20 protein-coding genes and 1 tRNA gene are annotated in these 21,450 nt (G+C 64.8%); 13 read left to right on the plus strand and 8 right to left on the minus strand.

Features of this window, described 5'->3' with window-relative positions:
• The first annotated feature begins 163 nt into the window (after positions 1-163).
• From AC07Y9_RS29125 to AC07Y9_RS29170, 10 genes are all read left to right on the plus strand, one after another.
• A complete protein-coding gene (locus tag AC07Y9_RS29125) occupies positions 164-1,714 on the plus strand; it encodes a TROVE domain-containing protein (RefSeq protein WP_102681442.1) in 1,551 nt (516 codons plus the stop codon).
• 433 nt (positions 1,715-2,147) lie between these two features.
• Positions 2,148-2,284 (plus strand) — tRNA-OTHER (locus tag AC07Y9_RS29130).
• A gap of 124 nt (positions 2,285-2,408) precedes the next feature.
• Positions 2,409-3,635 carry an RtcB family protein gene (locus AC07Y9_RS29135; protein ID WP_101337451.1) on the plus strand — a complete coding sequence of 409 codons (1,227 nt, stop codon included), beginning with the start codon at positions 2,409-2,411 and terminating at the stop codon, positions 3,633-3,635.
• A 4-nt stretch (positions 3,636-3,639) separates the two neighbouring features.
• Positions 3,640-4,983 (plus strand): HEAT repeat domain-containing protein, encoded by a 1,344-nt coding sequence (locus AC07Y9_RS29140; RefSeq protein ID WP_102681441.1) that lies wholly within the window; start codon positions 3,640-3,642, stop codon positions 4,981-4,983.
• Between the two features lie 71 nt (positions 4,984-5,054).
• A complete protein-coding gene (locus AC07Y9_RS29145) occupies positions 5,055-5,843 on the plus strand; it encodes a nucleotidyltransferase domain-containing protein (protein ID WP_102681440.1) in 789 nt (262 codons plus the stop codon).
• A gap of 8 nt (positions 5,844-5,851) precedes the next feature.
• A complete protein-coding gene (gene rtcA, locus AC07Y9_RS29150) occupies positions 5,852-6,883 on the plus strand; it encodes an RNA 3'-terminal phosphate cyclase (protein WP_102681439.1) in 1,032 nt (343 codons plus the stop codon).
• Between the two features lie 43 nt (positions 6,884-6,926).
• On the plus strand, positions 6,927-7,145 hold the full coding sequence (locus AC07Y9_RS29155) for a hypothetical protein (protein WP_256581007.1): 219 nt from the start codon (positions 6,927-6,929) through the stop codon (positions 7,143-7,145).
• A 43-nt stretch (positions 7,146-7,188) separates the two neighbouring features.
• Entirely contained in the window at positions 7,189-7,818 is a 630-nt protein-coding gene (locus AC07Y9_RS29160; RefSeq protein ID WP_007932656.1) for a glutathione S-transferase family protein, read from the plus strand.
• Positions 7,819-7,946: 128 nt separating this feature from the next.
• Positions 7,947-8,240 (plus strand): DUF3144 domain-containing protein, encoded by a 294-nt coding sequence (locus AC07Y9_RS29165; RefSeq protein ID WP_007932658.1) that lies wholly within the window; start codon positions 7,947-7,949, stop codon positions 8,238-8,240.
• Between the two features lie 347 nt (positions 8,241-8,587).
• Positions 8,588-9,004 carry a fascin domain-containing protein gene (locus AC07Y9_RS29170; protein ID WP_007932660.1) on the plus strand — a complete coding sequence of 139 codons (417 nt, stop codon included), beginning with the start codon at positions 8,588-8,590 and terminating at the stop codon, positions 9,002-9,004.
• A gap of 159 nt (positions 9,005-9,163) precedes the next feature.
• Here AC07Y9_RS29170 and lysA read toward each other — a convergent pair whose 3' ends face one another.
• A complete protein-coding gene (gene lysA / locus AC07Y9_RS29175; RefSeq protein ID WP_007932666.1) occupies positions 9,164-10,402 on the minus strand; it encodes a diaminopimelate decarboxylase in 1,239 nt (412 codons plus the stop codon).
• A gap of 136 nt (positions 10,403-10,538) precedes the next feature.
• Between lysA and AC07Y9_RS29180 the strand changes: the two genes are divergently transcribed.
• A complete protein-coding gene (locus AC07Y9_RS29180; RefSeq protein ID WP_007932667.1) occupies positions 10,539-11,462 on the plus strand; it encodes a LysR family transcriptional regulator in 924 nt (307 codons plus the stop codon).
• Positions 11,463-11,537: 75 nt separating this feature from the next.
• A complete protein-coding gene (locus AC07Y9_RS29185) occupies positions 11,538-12,743 on the plus strand; it encodes an MFS transporter (protein WP_102681438.1) in 1,206 nt (401 codons plus the stop codon).
• Positions 12,744-12,763: 20 nt separating this feature from the next.
• Here the strand turns inward: AC07Y9_RS29185 and AC07Y9_RS29190 are convergent, their stop codons facing one another.
• From AC07Y9_RS29190 to AC07Y9_RS29210, 5 genes are all read right to left on the minus strand, one after another.
• On the minus strand, positions 12,764-13,504 hold the full coding sequence (locus AC07Y9_RS29190; protein ID WP_102681437.1) for a hypothetical protein: 741 nt from the start codon (positions 13,502-13,504) through the stop codon (positions 12,764-12,766).
• Positions 13,505-13,526: 22 nt separating this feature from the next.
• Entirely contained in the window at positions 13,527-14,117 is a 591-nt protein-coding gene (locus tag AC07Y9_RS29195; RefSeq protein ID WP_102681436.1) for a hypothetical protein, read from the minus strand.
• 347 nt (positions 14,118-14,464) lie between these two features.
• Positions 14,465-15,643 (minus strand): acetyl-CoA C-acetyltransferase, encoded by a 1,179-nt coding sequence (locus tag AC07Y9_RS29200; RefSeq protein WP_087088263.1) that lies wholly within the window; start codon positions 15,641-15,643, stop codon positions 14,465-14,467.
• A gap of 14 nt (positions 15,644-15,657) precedes the next feature.
• Entirely contained in the window at positions 15,658-16,317 is a 660-nt protein-coding gene (locus tag AC07Y9_RS29205; RefSeq protein ID WP_007920581.1) for a CoA transferase subunit B, read from the minus strand.
• 32 nt (positions 16,318-16,349) lie between these two features.
• Positions 16,350-17,048, minus strand: a complete 699-nt coding sequence (locus tag AC07Y9_RS29210; protein ID WP_007920583.1) for a CoA transferase subunit A — start codon at positions 17,046-17,048, stop codon at positions 16,350-16,352.
• A 267-nt stretch (positions 17,049-17,315) separates the two neighbouring features.
• Between AC07Y9_RS29210 and AC07Y9_RS29215 the strand changes: the two genes are divergently transcribed.
• On the plus strand, positions 17,316-18,221 hold the full coding sequence (locus tag AC07Y9_RS29215) for a LysR family transcriptional regulator (RefSeq protein WP_102681366.1): 906 nt from the start codon (positions 17,316-17,318) through the stop codon (positions 18,219-18,221).
• On the opposite strand, the gene AC07Y9_RS29220 is transcribed toward AC07Y9_RS29215, so the two are convergent.
• Positions 18,218-19,057, minus strand: coding sequence for an NAD-dependent protein deacetylase (locus tag AC07Y9_RS29220; RefSeq protein ID WP_102681365.1), 840 nt, complete (start codon positions 19,055-19,057; stop codon positions 18,218-18,220). The two genes, AC07Y9_RS29215 and AC07Y9_RS29220, sit on opposite strands and share 4 nt — an antisense overlap.
• Positions 19,058-19,187: 130 nt before the next feature.
• A complete protein-coding gene (locus AC07Y9_RS29225; RefSeq protein WP_102681364.1) occupies positions 19,188-21,413 on the minus strand; it encodes an LTA synthase family protein in 2,226 nt (741 codons plus the stop codon).
• Positions 21,414-21,450 lie beyond the last annotated feature (37 nt).

Here is a 21,450-nt window from a genome sequence, read left to right on the forward strand (position 1 = left end):
ATTATCAGCAGCTTTGTCTCGCAGACTCGCCAAGGAAAAAACATCTAAAAATAAAATCGTTATAAATCAATCATTTAAAAAATAATTCGCGGAGAAAAATAAAATTGGCACAGCGGCTGCTATCTCTCTGGCAACGAACAAGACAACAGAGCGAGACGCCAAGATGGCCAACTTCCAGCTGTTCAACACCCAACAGGCCAAAGCGCCAGCGAGCAACACCCTGAACGCCGCCCAGGCCCCGGCCTATGCCTACAACGCCAAGCATCGCCTGGCCCAACTGGCGGTGACCGGTTGCTTGAACTCGACCTTCTACACCTCGCCCGAAGGCCAGCTGGAAGCGGTGTTGCAACTGGTGAACGAAGTCGACAGCCGTTTCGTCGCCCAGGCCGCTCGTTACGCTCGGCAACAGGGTCATATGAAAGACATGCCGGCCTTGCTGCTGGCGGCGCTGACCGCGCAACGCTCGGCCCTGGTGCCGGAGCTGTTCGCCCAGGTGGTGGACAACGGCAAGATGCTGCGCAACTTCGTGCAGATCCTGCGCAGCGGGGCGACCGGGCGTAAATCCCTGGGGTCGCAGCCCAAGCGCCTGGTGCAGAACTGGTTGAACAGCGCCAGCGAACGCCAGCTGTTGCAGGCCTCGGTGGGTAACCAGCCGTCGCTGGCGGACGTGGTCAAGATGGTTCACCCCAAGCCGAGCGAGGCCTGGCGCGCAGCCTTCTTCGCCTGGTTGATCGGCAAGCCGGTGGATGCGCAGGCGCTGCCCGAGCTGACCCGCGCCTTGCTGGCCTTTCGCAGCGGCGCGACCACGGCGGTGCCGCAGGTGCCGTTCCAGTTGCTCGGCAACGAAACCCTGAGCCGCGAGCAATGGGCCGAACAGGCGCACAATATGGGCTGGCAGGGGCTGCGCATGAACCTCAACACCCTGGCCCGCCATGGCGCGTTCCAGGTGCCGGGCTGCACCGAGTATGTGGCGGCGCGGCTGGCGGATGCCGCCGAGGTGGCCAAGGCCCGGGTCTACCCGTACCAGTTGCTGGCGGCCTACCGCATGGCCGGGGACGAGGTGCCGCAGTCGGTGCGCGAGGCGTTGCAGGATGCCCTGGAGCTGTCGCTGGCCAACGTGCCGGCGCTGCAAGGCGCGGTGGTGGTGTGCCCGGATGTCTCGGGGTCGATGCACAGCCCGGTCACCGGTTATCGCCAGGGCGCCACCACCGCGGTGCGTTGCATCGATGTGGCGGCCCTGGTGGCGGCAGCGGTGTTGCGCAAGCAGCCGGCGGCGCGGGTCATGCCGTTCGAGGTCGGGGTGGTGGATATCCGCCTCAACCCGCGGGACAGCGTGATGAGCAATGCGCAGAAACTGGCGGCCATCGGCGGTGGCGGGACCAACTGCTCGGCGCCCCTGGCACAACTGGCCAACGCCAAGTGCAAGGTGGACACCCTGATCCTGGTCTCGGACAACGAGTCGTGGATCGATGCGCGGCGCCATGGCGCCACCGAAACCCTGCGCCAGTGGGAGCGGATCAAGGCCATCAACCCGCAGGCGCGGCTGGTGTGCATCGATATGCAACCCGGGGCTACCACCCAGGCACCGGACCGCGAGGACATCCTCAACGTCGGCGGCTTCAGTGACGCGGTGTTCGATGTGATCCAGCAGTTCACCGCGGGCAACTACGGTGCGCAGCACTGGGTCGAGGCGATCGAGGCGATGGCGCCCTGATCGGCAAGGCATGAGATAAACCGTGCGCCGCTCACCCGGCGCACGCCGAAGAATTTTTGTTCATAGGCCCCGAATGCCGCTGTGACTACATCCAAAGACGTCCCAGCAAATGTTGTCAGGGCCTGTGAAGGCACGAATGCCAGTGGCTGTACATCATGGTTATGCCGGTTCGATTCCGGCGATCAGTCACCTCCTTTGTCGTGCCACCTTTTTTGCGGTTTCAGCGACGAATGCTGATGGAACTACATTCCAGATTCGTGATGCGGGTTCGAGTCCCGCCGGTGCCTGAAAAGGCGCCGTAGTTCAAAGGTCAGAACACGAGTGCACTGTTTCATCGACCCTTGTCGTCGCAGTTTTTTCTCCCGCCCGAGCGGGATGGCAGCGAATGCCACAGGTACTACATCGTGTCGCGGGTTCGAATCCCGCCAGCCGCAAGGCTGTAGCTCAGTCGGTAGAGCAAATGTGCCTGTTTTCTTGTCGTTGCCCGCAGGCCCTGCCTGCACCGATTGACCCGGCGAATGCCGGTGGAACTACAGGACAGCGTGGTCGCGGGTTCGATTCCCGCCAACCGCAAGGGGCTAGCTCAGTGGCAGAGCGCGCTGCATGTTCCGCCTTCACTGGTCGCCGTTTTATGCCGGACCACCGGCCACCGAACAAGGCTGGATTTTCAGCCACAGAAAAAAGAGTCAGGAACATGGAACACAAGACCTACCAACTGCTGGAAGTCGCCAACGGCAAGCCGATCAAGATGTGGACCGAGGGCGTGCCCGTGGAAAACGAAGCCCGCCAGCAATTGATGAACACCGCGAAGATGCCGTTCATCTTCAAGCACCTGGCGGTGATGCCGGATGTGCACCTGGGCAAGGGCTCGACCATCGGCAGCGTGATCCCCACCCTGGGCGCGATCATCCCGGCGGCGGTCGGGGTGGATATCGGTTGCGGCATGATCGCCGCCCGCACCTCGCTGACCGCAGCCGACCTGCCGGATAACCTGCACGGTTTGCGCAGCGCCATCGAACAGGCGGTGCCCCATGGCCGCACCTCGCCGCGCAGCGGCCGCGACAAGGGCGCCTGGGGCGACGTGCCGCGCCAGGCCGACCACGCCTGGGCGGCCTTGCAGCCACGCTTCAAGGCGATCACCGACAAGTACCCGGCGCTGGCCAACAGCAACAACCGCCAGCACCTGGGCACTCTCGGCGGCGGCAACCACTTCATCGAGGTCTGCCTGGATGAGGCCAACCGGGTCTGGTTCATGCTCCACAGCGGTTCCCGTGGCGTGGGCAACGCCATCGGCAACCTGTTCATCCACCTGGCCCAGGCGGACATGCGCCAGCACATCGCCAATCTGCCGGACCGCGACCTGGCCTACTTCGAGGAAGGCAGCCAGCACTTCGACGATTACGTCGAGGCCGTGGCCTGGGCCCAGGACTTCGCCCGGCACAACCGTGAACTGATGATGCAACTGGTGATCCAGGCCACCCGCAAGGTGATCAACAAGCCTTTCGAGGTGGCGCTGGAGGCTGTGAACTGCCACCACAACTACGTGCAGAAGGAGCGCCACTTCGGTGAAGAGGTGCTGGTGACCCGCAAGGGCGCGGTGTCGGCGAAGAAGGGCGAGCTGGGGATCATCCCGGGATCGATGGGCGCCAAGAGCTTCATCGTTCGCGGGCTGGGCAACGAGGAGGCGTTCTGCTCCTGCAGCCACGGCGCTGGGCGCACCATGAGCCGCACCAAGGCCAAGAACACCTTCACCCTGGCCGACCAGATCCGCGCCACTGCCCATGTGGAATGCCGCAAGGACACCGCGGTGATCGATGAAATCCCGATGGCCTACAAGGACATCGACCAAGTCATGCACGCCCAGCGCGAGCTGGTGGAAGTGCTGCACACCCTGCGTCAGGTGGTGTGCGTCAAGGGGTAGAACAATGCACGACATGGACGCAGTAATAGAGGCCCCGCCCAGCTGGCATTACCAGCTGAGCGACTACGAAGCCCGCCGGGTGCGGGAAGTGTTGGACACCCTGGACAGGCACAGCGCCTGGCTGGAACTGAGCCGCTTCGGCAACGGTTTCGTGCGCCAGGCGGCGGTGCGTGGATTGTCCGCGCAGCCATCGGCCGAGGCTTTGGCCGCCTTGCTGGAGCGCCTCAACGATTGGGTGCCCCAGGTTCGCCAGGAGGCGGCCGCGGCAGTCGAGGCGTATTGGGCGCCGGAGCACGCCGGGCTGCTGTTGCAGACCCTGGCACCGTTGCTGGCCCTTGCCAGCAAGCAGCGGACCGACCACGGCGCGACTCTGGAGCGGGCCACCGCGGTGTTGCAACTGGCCCAGGTGCGCGACGAAGTGCAAGGGGCCTTTGGCGATTGCCGGGGCAAGGCCGCGCGCTTTGTCTTCGAGCTGTTGCTCGAGGGCGTCGAGGACCGGCCGGCGCTGCTGGTCATGGCGTTGCGCCACCCCGAGGTCAGCGTGCGGCAGATGGCGGTAGATGCCTGCGCCGAACTGCCCGACGAGCAGGCGGTGCCTTTGCTGGAAGCGGTGATGCGCAGCTGTGGCGCCAGTGTGCGGGTCAAGGCGTTGCGGCTGCTGTTGTCACGCTTGGCCGATGGTCGCGGGTACCTGGCGCAGGCCCTGCTCGACCCTTCGGGGGCCTTGCGTTGCCTGGCCCATTGGGCCGCGCCACGCCATGGGCTGGACCCACGGCAAGTGCTGCTGGACCGGTTGCAGCAGCCGGCTCCGGGCAACAAGCGCGAGTGGCTGGGCCTGCTGGGGCTGGTCAGGGAGCTGCGGGAGTCACAGGCCGATGCCATGCTGCAACAGGCCCTGGCCTCGAAGGCGCTGACGGTGCGCCTGCTGGCCCTGCAGACCCTCGGCGAACGTGGCGTGGCCCAGCAGTTGGCGGCCCTGGACGATCCGTCGGACAAGGTCTTCAACTGCGCCCTCGGCCTGCTGCGCGAGCAGCCCTGGGCGGCGTTCGAGGAGGCCCTGGAACAGCGGCTGGACCAGCACTGGCATGCGCTGCCGAAGGCGCGTCGCTGGGCCTTGCTGGGGCTCAAGCCGGGCTGGCGCCAGTTGCAATACCTGCTGTGTCGCCTGGATCGGGCGGGCAGCGAAGCCGCTTATTGGCGCGAGGCCCTGGCCCGTTGGTGCGATGCCCGCTACGCGATGTTCGACCCGGTGACCCCCAAGCCACTGCGAGAAGCCCTGGCGCAGCGGTTGCAAGCGATGGAGGAGGCCGGTGAAGTGCCTCGCGGATCGCTCAAGCGCCTGTTGTGAATACCGATGTACAAGGCGATCAGGCCAGCGCTGAGGTGCTGGCGATCGTCGATTGAACAGGACAAGGAATCATGCAATTCAATGAACGCTACCCGCTGAGCAGCGCCATGCGCGAGCGGGTACTGGATGAGCTGGCGCGGATCGAGCACGAGCGTAACGTACAGGTGTTGTATGCCTGCGAATCGGGCAGCCGGGCCTGGGGCTTTGCCTCCACCGACAGCGATTACGATGTGCGATTCGTCTATGTGGAGAAGCCCGAGTGGTTCATCCAGGTGGACACCGGGCGGGACGTGATCGAGCGGCCGCTGGACGACGAGCTGGACATCAGCGGCTGGGAGTTGCGCAAGACCCTCGGGCTGCTGCGCAAGTCCAACCCGACCCTGCTGGAGTGGCTGGATTCGCCCCTGGTGTATCGCAGCGAGCCGGCAGCAACCGCGCGCCTGCGAGAGTTGGCGGAGGCCTTCTACAGTCCGCCGGCGGCACGCAATCACTACCTGTCGATGGCCAGGAAGAACTTCCGTGGCTACCTGCAAGGCGACAGCGTGCGGTTCAAGAAGTACTTCTACGTGCTTCGGCCGTTGCTGGCGGTGCGCTGGATCGATCAGGGGCGCGGCCGGCCGCCGATGACCTTCGCCGAGCTGCTGGGCACCGTCGACCACCGGCCACTGCTGGACGAAGTGGATGAGTTGCTGGCCTTGAAACGCAGCGCCGACGAGTCTGCTTACGGGCCGCGGCGCCCGGCGCTGCATGCCTTTATCGCCGCCGAATTGGAACGCCCGGTGCCCAAGCTGGCGCGCACCCATCAAGACAACGCTGTGCTGGACGCCTACTTGCGAGACAGCGTCCGGCGTTATGCCTGAGGAATGTGATGAAACAGGATGTCATCGAACTGGACGGCGCCATCGGCGGCGGCCAGGTCCTGCGCAGTGCCCTGAGCCTGTCGATGCTCACCGGCAAGACCCTGCGCATCCACAACATACGGGCCCGGCGCAGTCGCCCGGGGTTGCTGCGCCAGCACCTGACCGCGGTGCTGGCGGCCGCGCAGGTCTGCGCGGCCAGGGTCTCGGGCGCCGAGCTGGGTTCCCGGGCGCTGACCTTCGAGCCGGGACCGATTCGCGGCGGCGACTACCGTTTCGCCATCGGCACCGCCGGCAGCTGCACCCTGGTGTTGCAGACCCTGCTGCCGGCCCTGATGCAAGCCCCGGAGCCCAGCCGTGTGAGCATCAGCGGCGGCACCCACAACCCGCTGGCACCGCCGGTGGATTTCCTCCAGCAGGCCTGGCTGCCGCAACTGCGGCGTATGGGCGGGCAGGTGGAGTTGCAGCTGCTGCGCCATGGCTTCGTTCCCGCCGGCGGTGGCGAACTGCAAGCCTTTATCCAGCCCTCGACCCTGCAACCCCTGCACCTGGAACAGCGTGGCGAACTGCTCGGGCGTCGGGCCTGGGCCCTGAGCGCCGGCCTGCCGGAGCATGTGGCGGAACGCGAATTGCGCCGCGTCGGCGCTCGCCTGGAGCTGCCTCGGGAGCACCTGAGCCCGGTGCGCCTGGATGAGCAATGCGGCCCGGGCAACGTGTTGTTGCTGGAGTTTGTCTTCGAGCACCTGACCGAGCTGTTCAGCGGTTTTGGCCAGAGCAGCCTGCGGGCCGAAAGCGTGGCCGATCGCGCTATCGACCAGGCCCGCGAGTGGCTGGATTCCGGCGCGGCGGTGGCCGAGCACCTGGCCGATCAACTGTTGCTGCCCATGGCCCTGGCCGGCGGCGGAAGCTTCACCACCCCGCGCATGAGCGAGCACCTGCAGAGCAATATCCGGGTGATCGAGGCATTTTTACCGGTGCGTATCGACTGTTCGACGGGCGCTCACGGGGTGCTGCGCGTCGAGGTTCTAGCCCAGCGTCATTGAGCTTGTCCCTCACCAGACCCGGTTCTCTGCTTGCGGCAAGTTCTTGCTGGTCAAGGCCGGGATGCGGCTGGAGATCGAGCGCTTTGGCATGCTCAATCGCTTGATCCATTTCCTGGTGCGGCGCATGCGGGTTCCCGAGCCGCTGAGCCTTTACCTTTTGAGCTACCGTGGAAGCGTGCTGCGCGTGCCAGCCGAGGCTATCCATCAGCATCCGACCTATCGCCTCGCGGACTTCCGGTACTGGAGTGAACAACCCGCGTAAGCAACCCGTCAGATGCAAGGCCCAGTCAAGCGAGGGGATGGTCATGTATCAACTTTATGGGACACAAGGCTCCGGCTCGGCCATCGTCGAGATCGCCCTGGAGTGTTGCCAGGTGCCGTACCGCATCGTCGAAGCCTCGTCCTGGGCGCCGTCGCCCGGAGCCGATGAGCTGGCGCGGCTCAATCCGCTGAAACAGGTCCCGACCCTGCAACTGCCGGACGGCAGTGTCCTCACCGAGAGCGCGGCGATCCTGATCGAGCTGGGTTTGCGTTATCCGCGCTCGGCGCTGCTGCCCGAGGATGAGGGCGCCCGGGCGCAGGCCATTCGCGGGCTGGTGTTTATCGCCGCCAATTGCTACTCGGCGATCAGCGTGATCGATTACCCGGAGCGCTGGCTGCAGGGCGCCGATGAAGCGCTGAAGGCGCGGGTGCGGGACGCGGCCCATGAGCGCCTGCACCGCAACTGGGAGGTGTTCGCCGATCAGTTCGCCACGCAGCTGTACGCCAGTGGTTCACCCCTGGCGGCCCTGGATTTCCAGGCGGCGGTGGTGTCGCGCTGGTGCGGCACGCGCGAGCATCTGCGGCGCGAACGCCCCGAGTGTTGCGATCTGCTGGAGCGCATCGACCGCCACCCGCAGGTGGCGCAGGTGCTGGCGCGGCACTGGCCTGGCTGAATACGGCAGGGCGCGAGGCAGTAAAAGCCGTCGATGGTTGGGCGCGAGGCTCTTATACTCGCCGGCTGTCTTCAGGCTCATGTTTCATTGCCTATCGCTCATCTGCCCACTTTCAAGAGGAATGCCCCTTGGCCAACGAAACGGATCAGGATTTCTACAACCGCGCCGATGCCATCATCGAACTGGCAAACACCCATATCGGCGACAGCAGCCGCGGCAAGGCCAGTGCCTCGCTGATGTACGCCAACTCGCGTTTCGCCGCCTGGGTCAGCGCCTGCGGTTGCCGCAACGCCGAAGAACTGGCGGCGGCCAAGCAGCAGGCGGTGGATTATTTCGTCGAGGAATTCCGCCTGATGATGGAAGAGAACCTCACCGACTACATCGAGAATTTCTCGCGGTACATGAACCCCCAGCAAGACTGAATCCTTCCCCCCGACAGGCTTCACAGCCCAGCTGTGAAGCTGTCCCGGCACTCGACTCCGGGCTCTTCGGAGCATTGGCGCTCCGCGGTTTTTTATAGCCTCGTGGCGTCTGCATCTGGCCGTGCATAGCGCTTTGATCTGAGGGCGGCGGGGCCGCGGCAACCGCTGGTCCAGTTGTCTCCCGGGCGCCCCGGGAGCCGGCAAAGGCTCGACTACACTGCGCCTGCGGCAGGCAATCCAGAGGCGTTGAATATCCCTCCGGGATGAGCGCGGTCATGAGTTGCCAAGGCATTGCTGCGCCTGTGGTTACACCAGGGAACCTACCCAATCAGCAAGGAGTGCCAAACATGATCGTTCTTCCTCAACGTGTGATTGAAAACGGTACTGTCATCTCGCTACGCGGCGACTCGGGCAACTACATGTCGCGGATGGGCGCGACAGGGCTCGAACTGTCCAAGGGCGCCATCGACCAGTACTGCAAGTTCAGGGTCACCCTGATCCAGATCGGCAACGACAAGAAGCTGGCATTGCAGGGCGACACCAACAAGTTCATGTCGCGGATGGGGGCGACGGGGCTTGAACTGTCCAAGGACAGCATCGATCAGTACTGCCAGTTCTCCTATGCCATCGATACCGCCAGCGGGCAGATTTCCCTGCGTGGCGACAACGGCAAGTGGATGTCGCGCATGGGCGAGACCGGGCTTGAACTGTCCAAGGACGGCATCGATCGCTACAGCCAGTTCCTGGTGGTGGTCGAGGGCTAGCGCCAGGCGGTACCCGGCGTCGGGGCAGGCTTTTTGATTGGCGTGGCCAGTACTCCAGCGGCTGGCCACGAAGTCCCGGCGTCGATCAAGGGGCGATGTCTGGAAGGGGGGACAGGCAGATCGTCCCCCCGCTTACCTGGGACGTTGCATCTCAGGCCCTTACAACCCCATCTCCAGTTCCAGCAGGTCCGCCAGCGGCTGGCGCCGGCGGATCAGTCTCACCTGGCCATCCTCGAACAGCACCTCCGGCAGCAGTGGCCTGCTGTTGTAGTTGGAGGACATGCTGGCGCCATAGGCACCGGTGTCGTGGATCACCAGCAGGTCGCCGACCCGGGCCTGGGGTAGCAACTGCGGGGTCAGGCTTTCGTCGTCCTGGGTGAAGATATCGCCGGATTCGCACAGCGGGCCGCCGACCACGGTGGGCCGCAGTGGACGCTGCACCGCCTGGCCGTTGGCGTCGATCAGGCTCATGGCGTGATAGGCGCCGTACATGGCCGGGCGCATCAAGTCGTTGAAGCCGGTGTCGGCCAGCACGAAGTGATGATTGCCGGCGTCTTTCACCACCCGCACTTCGCTGACCAGGCAGCCGGCCTCGGCCACCAGGAAACGCCCGGGTTCGATTTCCATGCGCACGCCGTGGCCGAGCCAGGCTTCGATTTCCTCGCGGGCCTGGCGCCAGGCATTGGCATAGCGCCGCACGTCCACCGGCTCATCGCCCGCGCGGTACGGGGTGGACAGGCCGCCGCCGATGGAGAAGGCCTCGATGTCGTGGTCCAGGGACTTGACCGCGGCCACCATGGCCGCGCCGACCTGTTCCAGGTGCCCGTAGTCCACGCCGGAACCGATGTGCATGTGCAGGCCCACCAGCTTCAGGCCGTACTGGCGGATCACCGCGAGGGCTTCGCCGACCTGTTCGTGCCAGATGCCGTGCTTGCTGTTTTCACCGCCGGTGTTGGTCTTGCGGCTATGGCCGTGGCCGAAGCCCGGGTTGATCCGCAGCCACACGCGGTGGCCCGGGGATTTCTCGCCAAGCTGGCGCAGCATGTCGATGGAACCGGCGTTGACCTCAATGTTCAGCTCCACCACCCGTTGCAGGGTGGCGGTGTCGAACAGGTCGCAGGTGAAGACGATGCCGGCCGGATCGCCTTGCGGGCTGAACCCAGCCAGCAACGCCCGCTCGATTTCCCCCAGGGACACCGCGTCCACCCGCACCCCGGCCTCGCGGATCAGGCGCAGCACCTGCAGGTTGGAGCAGGCTTTCTGCGCGTAACGCACCACGTCGAAGGCCTTCAGTTGCTGGATGCGCACCTTGATGGTCCGCGCGTCGTAGCACCACAACGGGGTGCCGTACTGGCGGGCGGCGGCGGTCAGTTGCTCGGGAGAAAAGGGAATGGCCATGGCAATCGTCTGTGGCGAGGAAAGAGGCCTGCATGATGCCGAGGGCGGCGTATTCAATAAAATATCTATTCTTTGTATCTCGATTCAGTTCTGATATGGCTTGTGTGAATCAACGTCTCAAACCGAGGAGCAAGCCGTGGACATTTCCCTGCGCCATATCGAGGTGTTCCGCGCCATCATGCAGGCCGGCAGCGTCACCGGCGCTGCGCGCCTGCTGTTCACCTCGCAACCCACGGTCAGCCGCGAGCTGGCGCGGCTGGAGAGCCTGTCCGGGCTGAGCCTGTTCGACCGCGAGGGTGGTCGCCTGCTGCCGACCGCCCAGGCCATGCTGTTGCTGGAAGAAGTGGAGCGCGCCTATGTCGGCCTGGAGCGGATCAACAGCGTGGCGCAATCGATCCGCCGCTTCGAGCACGGCCAGTTGAGCCTGACCTGCCTGCCGCTGTTCTCCCAGACTTTGCTGCCGCGGGTGTGCAAGCACTTCCAGGAGCAACACGCCGGCATCGGCCTGAGCATCACCGCCCAGGAATCGCCCTTGCTGGAAGAGTCCCTCAGCGCCCAGCGCCACGACCTGGGCCTGACCGAAAGCGAACACCTGCCACGGGGCACCCAGGGCGAACTGCTGTTTTGCGCCGACATGGTGTGCATCCTGCCGGAAGGGCACCCGTTGCTGGCCAAGCCGCTGCTGCACAGCGAAGACTTTCGCGGGGTGGATTTCATCAACCTGTCAGGCCTGGACATTTATCGTCAGACCCTCGACGAGCATTTTCGCCAGGCCGGCGTCGATCGCCGGGTGGTGATCGAGACTACTAATGCCGCCTCGGTCTGCGCCATGGTGCGCCAGCAGCTGGGGGTGGCGATCATCAACCCGCTGAGCGCCATGGAGGAGGCGGGCAGGGGCCTGGCGATCCGCCCGCTGCAGTTGTCGGTGCCATACCGGGTCATGCTGATCCGCCCGGATTTTCGGCCGTCGTCGATTTTCGTCGAGGCCTTCTGCGCCTCCTTGAAACAGGAGGCCTCGGTGTTGGCCGCCGCCCTCGAGCGCCGGCTGCGACGGGAGTGACGGCAGCAGGGCCGCCGTTGTGCGCCTAGGCTTGAAGCGACCGGTAGCATTTGTACCCCTTGAGGACTGTCTGTCATGTCGGAACCTGCAATGAGCGACACCGGCAAGCCCCTGAGCCGCGGCATTCCGCGCACGGTCTGGGCGCTGGGATTCGTCAGCCTGTTCATGGACGTGTCGTCCGAGCTGGTGCACAGCCTGTTGCCGCTGTACATGGTCGGCACCCTGGGCATCAGCATGCTGGCGGTCGGCATCATCGAAGGCGTGGCGGAAGCCACGGCGCTGATCGTGAAAGTCTTTTCCGGCGCCCTCAGCGACTTCATCGGCCGGCGCAAGGAACTGCTGCTACTGGGTTACGGCCTGGCGGCGCTGACCAAGCCGCTGTTCCCCCTGGCGAGTTCGGCGGAACTGGTGTTCAGCGCGCGCCTGCTGGACCGCATCGGCAAGGGCATTCGCGGCGCGCCACGGGATGCCCTGGTGGCGGATGTCGCCCCGGCGGAAATTCGCGGCGCCTGTTTTGGCCTGCGCCAGTCGCTGGACACCGTGGGGGCGTTCCTCGGCCCGATCCTGGCCATCGGCCTGATGCTGTGGCTGGCCAACGATATCGCCCAGGTCCTGTGGCTGGCGGTGATTCCCGCGGCGCTGGCCGTGGCGCTGTTGGTCTTCGCCATCCGCGAACCCGAGCACGCCCCCGGCAGCCGGCACTTCCAGTCGCCATTGCGGCTGGCCTCGCTGCGGCGGTTTTCCCGGCATTACTGGTGGGTGGTGGCCATCGGCGCGGCCTTCACCCTGGCCCGTTTCAGTGAGGCGTTCCTGGTGCTGCGGGCCCAGCAACTGGGCTTCTCCGCCGCCTGGGTGCCGCTGGTGATGGTGGTCATGGCCGGGTTCTACATGGTCTCGGCCTATCCGGTCGGCAAATGGTCGGACCGCATCAACCGCAGCGCCTTGCTCAGCGTCGGCCTGCTGTTGCTGATCCTCGCCGACCTGGTGCTGGCCTATGCCGAGTCGGTGCCGCTGGTGCTGCTCGGCGTCGCGCTGTGGGGCCTGCACATGGGCTTCAGCCAGGGCATCCTCGCCACCCTGGTGGCCGACACCACGCCCGCCGACCTCAAGGGCACGGCCTTCGGTGTGTTCAACCTGTTGAGCGGAATGGCCCTGCTGCTGGCCAGCGTGATCGCCGGCTGGCTGTGGCAGGCCCATGGCGCGGCGCTGACGTTCTACGCCGGGGCGGGGTTTGCCGGCTTGTCGCTGCTGTTGCTGATGGGCAAGCCGAGAACGGAGTGAAAGGCTTGTGGTCGGCCCGCTTAGGGCAGGTTGGGATGAAGCAGGTCGCTACGAATGGTGGCCTGGATCTCGCTGTACGGCGTAACCATTGCGGACATGAAGCTGCTGTTCGCTGGCCTGACGTAGTTATCCAGTAACGGAAAGTCACTGAGAGGGAGGGTGGGGAGCGTTCCGATGAATTTCTGTCGAGAGTCTTCATATTCCGTTATCAGCTCCCCCAGATAGCTATCCATTGTGTTCAGTTTTTCAATCAGGTTTTCAGGGGCGCTTAAGGTCTTGGCAATGGTCCGGATATCCCGCTTGAGGTTCTCCAGATCCAGTTGGGCCTCATTGATCAAGTCAAAAAAACTGTCGTATTGGGCCAGCGAAAGCTGGCGTGTCGTTCCTGTGAGCGTCATATGCGCCCTGGTCACTCGCCGGGCTTTTTTGGCCCTGCTGTAGGCGTTCGCGGTTCGGGAAAGCGCGGAGATCAAAAGCGACTCGCGGTATTCGAAGTGCTTTTGTTGCTGGTCACGCTTTTTTTCGCTGGCTTGACGGGCCTGCTCTGCATTTCTATCGATAGTTTGTCGTTCTCGCTGATATTCAAAGACCAGCAGCGAAATAATCGTGCCGATCACCGATACCACCAACAGATGCAGGGCCGATTTACCTATTTCGTTGCGTATGTTTGTTTCTATGCCAGTGGGCCAATAGAGGGCCAGTAGCGTGCAGACGCTCAGGAGAAAGATGCCGAGAAGTACAGAAGCAATCCTTTTTTTCATGATTCGATCCTTGATCAGTGACTTAGCTGGCCCCAGCGGGTTGGTCGACCGACAGGCTCCAGACAATCGAGCTGAGGATGCCCAGGTCGAGCAACAGGGCCTGTGAGCGCAGGACCTTGCGCAAGGGGGTGTAGTCGGCCTTGGTCGCCTTGAAGCTGGACCTTTCCAGCGCATGGATATGCCGGGTCACCACAGTGACCGCCAGGCTGGCCAGCTGCTTCTCGGTGTCGGGCACCGCGATATCCAACTCTTGCAAGCGCTTCTGGAAGGCGCTGATGGCGTCTTTTTCACTGTCATCCCGGGGCTGGTAGAGGATCTTCTGCTCGGGGGCGCTTGCAGTGACTTTCTTGTACAGGGCGACCGACTCGTTGAAGTGCTCCAGGGCCGCTGCCTTGGCCTCGGTGGCATGCAGGGTGTCCCGCAGTTCGAGGTACATCAGCATTTCGTGGAATTTCTGCAAGCCTCGGTGCAGCTCGGCGCCGGCGTTGGTCGAGAGTTTCTCGAGTCCTTTTCTGTCCGCGTCGAAGGAGGGGCCGGCACTGGCCTGGAGGCTGGCCAGCCCCGCCAGCACTATGCAAAAGCCGGTGTAGAGCAGGCATCTGATCGGGCGCATGTTCCGCTCCTCGTTATCGGGTCGATGAAGCAGGCGAAGGACTGGGTGGCATACCGGGCTCTGCCCATGCGGGCTTGAGCGCTGTGATCCGGCTTCGACGGATAAGGCTTCACGCACCGGCCTGGACTGTTTCAGCCGTGAGTCAGTGGGCAGGAAGGAGCGGAAAACGAGTCTCGCCAGCCGCATGAGTTGAATGTAGCTGACGGATGGGGGGCTGCCAGCGGCCTCTGTCCGGCGTCTGCCGGGCCGCAAAATGAACCCGGCGCACCATGGGGTGCGCCGGGCGTATTGCCGGCCAGCCGCCGGATGTCGTGGGTCCGAGGGCCGGCCGTGGTGCGCGGTAAGCGTTAGCGTTCGATGGCCAGCGCCACGCCCTGGCCGCCACCGATGCACAGGGTGGCCAGGCCTTTCTTGGCATCGCGCTTGAGCATTTCATGCAGCAGGGTCACCAGTACCCGGCAGCCCGAGGCGCCGATCGGGTGGCCGAGGGCGATGGCGCCGCCGTTGACGTTGACCTTGCTCGCGTCCCAGCCCAGCTCCTTGCCCACCGACAGCGCCTGGGCGGCGAAGGCTTCGTTGGCCTCGATCAGGTCCAACTGCTCCAGGGACCAGCCGGCCTTGTCCAGGCAGCGGCGGGTGGCCGACACCGGGCCGATGCCCATGATCGCCGGGTCGACCCCGGCGTTGGCGTAGGCGGCGATCTTCGCCAGCACCGGCAGGCCCAGGGCCCGGGCCTTGGCGGCGCTCATCAGGATCACCGCGGCGGCGCCGTCGTTCAGCGACGAGGCGTTGCCGGCGGTGACCGTGCCGTCCTTCTTGAAGGCCGGCTTGAGCTTGCCCAGGGATTCGGCGGTGGTGCCGGCGCGCGGTTGTTCGTCGGTGGCGAAGGCCACGGGCTCGCCCTTGCGCTGGGGAATCAGGATCGGGGTGATCTCATCGACGAAGCGCCCGCCCTCGATGGCGGCCACGGCCTTCTGTTGCGAGGCGGCGGCAAAGGCGTCCTGGGCTTCGCGGCTGATGGCGTATTTGTCCACCAGGTTCTCGGCGGTGATGCCCATGTGGTAGTCGTTGAAGGCGTCCCACAGGCCGTCGCTGATCATGGTATCGACGATCTGGCTGTGACCCATGCGCAGACCGGTGCGGGCACCGGGCAGCACGTAATTGGCCAGGCTCATGTTCTCCTGGCCGCCGGCGATGATCACTTCGGCGTCGCCGCAGCGGATCGCCTGGGCGCCCAGGTGCAGGGCCTTGAGGCCGGAGCCGCAGACCTTGTTCAGGGTCAGGGCCGGCACGGCGTGGGGCAGGCCGGCCTTGATCGCGGCCTGGCGCGCGGGGTTCTGCCCGGCGCCGGCGGTGAGCACCTGGCCCATGATCACTTCATCGACCTGGGCACCGTCCAGGCCGGTCTGGGCCAACAGCTGGCGGATCACCGCGGCGCCGAGATCGACCGCGGGAATGTTCGCCAGCGAACCCTGGAAACTGCCGACCGCGGTGCGGGTGGCGGCAACGATTACGACGTCTTGCATGGTCTGGTTGCTCCTCAGGCGAACTGCATTTCAGGCACGTGGGCCGGCACGATCAGCTTGCCGGCGGTCTTGCTGACGATTTCCTCGACGCTCACGCCCGGGGCGCGCTCCTTGAGGATGAACGCGCCGTTCTCGATCTCCAGGTAAGCCAGGTCGGTCAGCACGCGCTTGATGCAGTTGGCGCCGGTCAGCGGCAGGCTGCAGCGCGACAGCAGTTTCGACTCGCCGTCTTTCGAGGCGTGGGTCATGGTGACGATGATGTTGTCCGCGCCGGCCACCAGGTCCATGGCGCCGCCCATGCCCTTGACCAGCTTGCCGGGGATCATCCACGAGGCGATGTTGCCTTGCACGTCGACCTCGAAGGCGCCGAGCACGGTGAGGTCGATATGGCCGCCACGGATCATCGCGAAGGATTCGGCGGAAGAGAAAATCGACGCGCCGATGCGCGCGGTGACGGTCTGCTTGCCGGCGTTGATCATGTCCGCGTCGACTTCGTCGTCGGTGGGGAAGGCGCCCATGCCGAGCAGGCCGTTTTCCGATTGCAGCATCACTTCCATGCCGTCGGGGATGTAGTTGGCCACCAGGGTCGGGATGCCGATGCCGAGGTTCACGTAGAAGCCGTCCTGCAGTTCGCGGGCGACGCGTTGAGCCATTTGTTCGCGGGTAAGAGCCATTTTTTATTCTCCGTCAGTCGTTGGGCGAGCGATTACTTGCGCACGGTGCGCTGTTCGATACGTTTTTCGAACGTGCCGCAAATGATCCGGTCGACGTAGATGCCGGGGGTGTGGATCTGCGTCGGGTCCAGCTCGCCCGGCTCGACGATCTCTTCGACCTCGACCACGGTGATCTTGCCGGCGGTGGCGGCCAGCGGGTTGAAGTTCTGCGCGGTGTGGCGGTAGACCACGTTGCCGAAGTGGTCGGCTTTCCAGCCTTTGACGATGGCGAAGTCGCCGGTGATGGACTCTTCCATCAGGTAGGCGCGGCCGTTGAATTCACGGGTTTCCTTGCCGTCGGCGACCGGGGTGCCGACGCCGGTGGCGGTGAAGAAGGCCGGGATGCCGGCGCCACCGGCACGCATTTTCTCGGCCAGGGTGCCTTGCGGGGTCAGCACCACTTCGATTTCGCCGCTCAGCAGCTGCTTCTCGAACAGGGCGTTTTCACCGACGTAGGAGGCCACCACCTTGCTGATCTGCCGGTCTTCCAGGAGCACGCCGAGGCCGAAGCCGTCGACGCCGCAGTTGTTGGAGACCACGGTCAGGTCGCGGGTGCCGCGACGCTTGATCTCGGCGATCAGGTTTTCCGGAATGCCGCACAGGCCGAAGCCGCCGGAGATCACGGTCATGCCGTCCTTGAGACCTTCGAGGGCTTCCTCATAGGACGCTACGCGCTTGTCGAAACCTGCCATCTGCACATCCTCTTGTTATTGGTATTTGCGTTGCCAGCCGGCTGGCTGGCCGTATGAAGAGAGTGAACCGCAGTGTTGCGCCGAGGCATTCATTTGTTAAGTTTATTTTTAAGGTTGATTGATTTATAAAACAGAATAATTGGCTGCAAGCCACAAGCCACAAGCCACAAGCCACAAGCCACAAGCCACAAGCCACAAGCCACAAGCCACAAGCCGCTTCTAGCTTCTAGCTTGCAACTTGCAGCTGCCTCTCTCTTGGAGCTTTCGATGACCGTCAAACAGATCCGTGCCTTCCTGGCGGTGGCCCAGAGCCTGAGTTTCGCCGTGGCCTGCGAACGCCTGCACCTGTCGCAGTCGGCCCTGAGCCTGACCATCAAGGCCCTGGAGGACGGCCTCGGCGGGCGGCTGTTCAGCCGTAATACGCGCAACGTCGCCCTGACCCCGGAAGGCGAGGCGCTGGTGCCTCTGGCGCGGCGCCTGATCGCCGATTGGGACAACGCCGAGGACGAACTGCGCCAGCGCTTCACCCTGCAGCGCGGGCGGGTGACCCTGGCGGCCATGCCGTCCTTTGCCGGCAACCTGCTGCCGCCGATCCTCAAGACCTTTCGCGCGCGCTACCCGCAGGTCAACGTCACGGTCAACGACGTGATCAACGAGCAGGTGCTGGAGATGGTCCGCGACCGCCAGGTGGAATTGGGGGTGGCCTTCGAGCCGCAGCAAAGCGCGTCGCTGCAATTCACCCCGCTGTACATCGACCGTTTCGTCGCCGTGGTGCCCAGCGATTCGCCCCTGGCCGACCTGAAGGACATCGACTGGCAATCGCTGCTGGAACAGCCCTTCATTACCCTGCAACGGCCGTCCACGGTGCGGGTGATGCTTGAAGAGCATTTGTTGGCACGGGAGATGAAACTGCCGGTGGAATTCGAAAGCCATCAACTGGCGACGGTGGGGCGCATGGTCGCCAGCGGCCTCGGTGTGAGCGCGGTGCCGGCCCTGTGCGCCGGACAGATGCGCGAGCTGGGCGCGCGCTGCATCACCCTGCGCGACCCGGTGGTGGAACGCGCCATCGGCGTGCTGACCAATCCCGGGCATGAACTGTCCAGCGCGGCCCAGGCGCTGTTCGACATTCTGCGCGGGGCCGGTCTGGCCGAGCGCCTGTCGGGGGTTGCCTAGGAGGTCAGGCGCTCGGCCAGCAGCGGCAACAGTTGCTCGCAGGAGGCGGCGATCTTCAGGTCCAGCAGCTCGTCGGCGCGGGTCTTGCCGAAGTTGATGGCGATCAGCGGCTTGCCCTGGTCGGCCATGACCTTGCACAGGCGAAAGGCCGAATAGGCCATCAGCGACGAACCCACCACCAGCAGGCCGGCGGCCTGCTCGATGCTGTGCATGGCCTTGGCCGCGGTGGCCTGGGCCATGTTTTCGCCGAAGAACACCACATCCGGTTTCAGCCGCTCGCCATCGCAATGAGGGCAGCGGGGCACCTGGAAACGTTCCTCGAACACCGGGTCGAGCAGGGTGTCGCCGTCGGGCGCCTGCACCGCGTCGACGCCGGCCAGGTAGGGATTGTGCAGTTCCAGCAATTGCTGGATCGCCTGCCGATCGCTGTGTTGGCTGCAATCCAGGCAGACCACCCGGTGCAGGTTGCCGTGCAGTTCGATCACGTCGCGGCTGCCGGCCTGGTCGTGCAGGGTGTCGACGTTCTGGGTGATCAAGCCGGCGATTTTCTGCCGCGCCTGTAAATGCGCCAGGGCCTCATGGGCTGCGTTCGGCCGGGCCTGGCGGATCCGCGGCCAGCCGAGCATGGCCCGTGCCCAGTAGCGACGCCGGGCCTTGGGCTCGGCCAGGAACTCCTGGTACATCATCGGTTGCTGGCCGCGCCGCACGCCGTCGTTGTCGCGGTAATCGGGAATCCCCGAAGGGGTGCTGATGCCGGCGCCAGTGAGGACCATGAAGGGGCGCTCGGCCATCAGTCGCTGCAGCTGCTCCAGAGGGGTGTCCAGGGTGTCGGTCATGTGCGTCCTCGTACTCCGGCGGTGGCGCTGCGGACCGCAGCGAGGCCATACCTTGTGCCTGACGAGGAGTTTAGACAAGGGCGCGGGAGCTGGACGGTGGTGCTGCCGCCCAGCGTCCCGGAGCGGCGATTCAAGAGGCGTGCGGGTTGTCGTCCTGGGGTTCTTCGCTGTCTTGCTCTTGCCCCGGCAGTTCGGTGATCACGCTGAAGTCACTGACTTCCACCGCGCCCAGGCCGTAGCCCAGCAGGTGGAAGGAGAAGGCCTTGCGCGATTCCGGGTTGGCGAAGCTGAAGTCCATTTCCAGCGGCTGGTCGGGGGTGACCAGCATCTCTTCCGGCAGGCCCAGGGCCACGTCCTGCTCGCGCTCCTTGCCCTTGAGCAGGATGTAGGCGTTCTGCTGTGGGTCGGCCGAGCGCACGGTGAAGCGCACGCGGGTCAGCGAGCCCTTGGGCATTTCCAGGTACTGCGCGCCGATCAGGTTGTCGGCCCAGTCATCCTTGATTTGCGCCTGTAGCGGGATGATCGCCGGGCTGCCGAACTGGTAGTGCAGGTTCAGCGGCGATTGCAGCAGGGTGCGGTCCAGGCCCTCGGCCCGGGCGCTGATCTGGCGCGCCCGCAGGCCGCCGTACTGGCCCTTGAAGGTGGCGCTGTCGGCGATGAAACCGGTGCTTGAGTAGTAGCGGCAGCGCTGCTGGAAATCGCACTCGGTCAGGGTGCCCTGGCCATCGTGATAACGCAGCTTGCCGTTGGTGTAGGACATGATCTCCCGGCCCAGGGCGTAGTCGCGAAATAGCGAGCGACCGCTGAGGCTGTCCGGCACCTGGAAGCCGAAGTAGTCGAGCACCGAGGCGCTCAGGTCGACATGACCGTAGGTCCCGGACTTGAGCCTGGGCAACTGCGCCTGCTCCGGGGCGAGCATCAGGTTGAAGCCCCAGGACGAGGCCAGGCGTACGCCATCGATGCCGTGGGACTCGTCCGAGGTGATTACCACCAGGGTGTCCTTGAGCACGCCCTGGCGCTCCAGCTGGTCCATGAACTCACCGATGGCATCGTCCAGGTAGGCCACCGCGGCCTGCTTGGGCGTGTCGAAGCGGTTGAGGTAGTCCTCCGGCGCGGAGTAGGGCTGGTGGGTGCCGACGGTCAGCAGGGTGAGCATCCACGGCTGCTTCTGCTTTTTCAGCTGGCCGACATAGTCCAGCGCGCCTTCGAAGAAAGCCTTGTCGTCCTTGCCCCAGGGGAAGTCCAGGTAGTTGGCGTTGCTGAACCACTCCAGGCCGTGGGTCGAGTCGAAGCCGATGTGCGGCATGATCTTGTCTTTGGCCATGAAGCGCAGGCCGGCGCCTTGCAGGTAATGGGTGTTGAAACCCTGCTTGCGCAACTGCGCCGGCAGGCAGGCCTGGTTGCGCTGGCTCTGGGTCAGCAGCTCGATGCCCTTGGGCGTACCGTTGTCGAGCTTGTCGTAGTCGCCGCAGAGCATGGCGTACAGGCCGCGGATGGTCTGGTGGCTGTGCAATACATAGTCCGGGGTGTTCATGCCGCGTTCGGCCCAGGCGCTGAGCTTGGGCATCAGGTTGTCCTGGTAGCGGCTGTGCAGGGCCTCGCGGTTGGTCTTGATATAGGCCCCGGGAATGCCTTCCAGGGTGATCACCAGCACGTTGCGCGCCTGGCCCGGGGCGGCCAGCAGCGGCTCGCCGTCGAGGTCGAGCTGGGTCAGGCCGGCCATCTGCACCGGCAGTTCGGGCACATCGCCTTCCAGCCATTGCTCCAGCTGTACCTGGCCCTGGCCGGCGGCGGCCGCGAGCAACTGGTGCGGCAGGTTGAACAGGCGCCATTGATCGGCTTCGCTGGGGTTCAGGTATTGCATGCCGCCATGGGCCAGCCACAGCAGCGCCGGGGCGGTCCAGGCATGGCGCGGCAAGCGCGGGGCGCGGGTGCCGCGGGCCGCCCATTGCACGCCCAGCCACAACGCCAGCCCGGACAGCAGCGCCGCCGCCAGCCAGGGATGAGCCAGGCCGCCGCCGGTGGAGTTGCCGACGAACTGCGGGTCGAACAGGTAATGCAGGTCGGAGGCATTGGGCAGGCGGCCCACGGCGCTGACCAGCTCGGCGCTGGCGATGCTCAGCAGGCTCCACACCAGCAGCACCGGCAGGGCCAGCCACCAGGGCCGGCGGTACAGCAGCAGGGTCAACAGGCCCGCGGTGCCCAGGTCGGAGAGATAGCCCAGGGGATCGGACCAGCCGAGCAGCGCGCGCGCCACCAGGGGCACGAGCAGCACCAGGCTCAGCAGTGCGCCGAGGGGGGCCAGGGGATGATGGAAAACACGCCGGATGAAATTCACGAAAAACCTGCCAGTCATTAAATCTTCACGCAAATGTGCGTCATGGTAACAACAG

Source organism: Pseudomonas sp. GW456-L12 (assembly GCF_059424045.1).

Coding starts and splice junctions, on each gene's coding strand:
- AC07Y9_RS29125 (WP_102681442.1), top strand. CDS start 164: ATGGCCAACTTCCAGCTGTTCAACACCCAACAGGCCAAAGCGCCAGCG.
- AC07Y9_RS29135 (WP_101337451.1), top strand. CDS start 2,409: ATGGAACACAAGACCTACCAACTGCTGGAAGTCGCCAACGGCAAGCCG.
- AC07Y9_RS29140 (WP_102681441.1), top strand. CDS start 3,640: ATGCACGACATGGACGCAGTAATAGAGGCCCCGCCCAGCTGGCATTAC.
- AC07Y9_RS29145 (WP_102681440.1), top strand. CDS start 5,055: ATGCAATTCAATGAACGCTACCCGCTGAGCAGCGCCATGCGCGAGCGG.
- rtcA (WP_102681439.1), top strand. CDS start 5,852: ATGAAACAGGATGTCATCGAACTGGACGGCGCCATCGGCGGCGGCCAG.
- AC07Y9_RS29160 (WP_007932656.1), top strand. CDS start 7,189: ATGTATCAACTTTATGGGACACAAGGCTCCGGCTCGGCCATCGTCGAG.
- AC07Y9_RS29170 (WP_007932660.1), top strand. CDS start 8,588: ATGATCGTTCTTCCTCAACGTGTGATTGAAAACGGTACTGTCATCTCG.
- lysA (WP_007932666.1), bottom strand. CDS start 10,402: ATGGCCATTCCCTTTTCTCCCGAGCAACTGACCGCCGCCGCCCGCCAG.
- AC07Y9_RS29185 (WP_102681438.1), top strand. CDS start 11,538: ATGTCGGAACCTGCAATGAGCGACACCGGCAAGCCCCTGAGCCGCGGC.
- AC07Y9_RS29190 (WP_102681437.1), bottom strand. CDS start 13,504: ATGAAAAAAAGGATTGCTTCTGTACTTCTCGGCATCTTTCTCCTGAGC.
- AC07Y9_RS29195 (WP_102681436.1), bottom strand. CDS start 14,117: ATGCGCCCGATCAGATGCCTGCTCTACACCGGCTTTTGCATAGTGCTG.
- AC07Y9_RS29200 (WP_087088263.1), bottom strand. CDS start 15,643: ATGCAAGACGTCGTAATCGTTGCCGCCACCCGCACCGCGGTCGGCAGT.
- AC07Y9_RS29205 (WP_007920581.1), bottom strand. CDS start 16,317: ATGGCTCTTACCCGCGAACAAATGGCTCAACGCGTCGCCCGCGAACTG.
- AC07Y9_RS29210 (WP_007920583.1), bottom strand. CDS start 17,048: ATGGCAGGTTTCGACAAGCGCGTAGCGTCCTATGAGGAAGCCCTCGAA.
- AC07Y9_RS29215 (WP_102681366.1), top strand. CDS start 17,316: ATGACCGTCAAACAGATCCGTGCCTTCCTGGCGGTGGCCCAGAGCCTG.
- AC07Y9_RS29220 (WP_102681365.1), bottom strand. CDS start 19,057: ATGACCGACACCCTGGACACCCCTCTGGAGCAGCTGCAGCGACTGATG.
- AC07Y9_RS29225 (WP_102681364.1), bottom strand. CDS start 21,413: ATGACTGGCAGGTTTTTCGTGAATTTCATCCGGCGTGTTTTCCATCAT.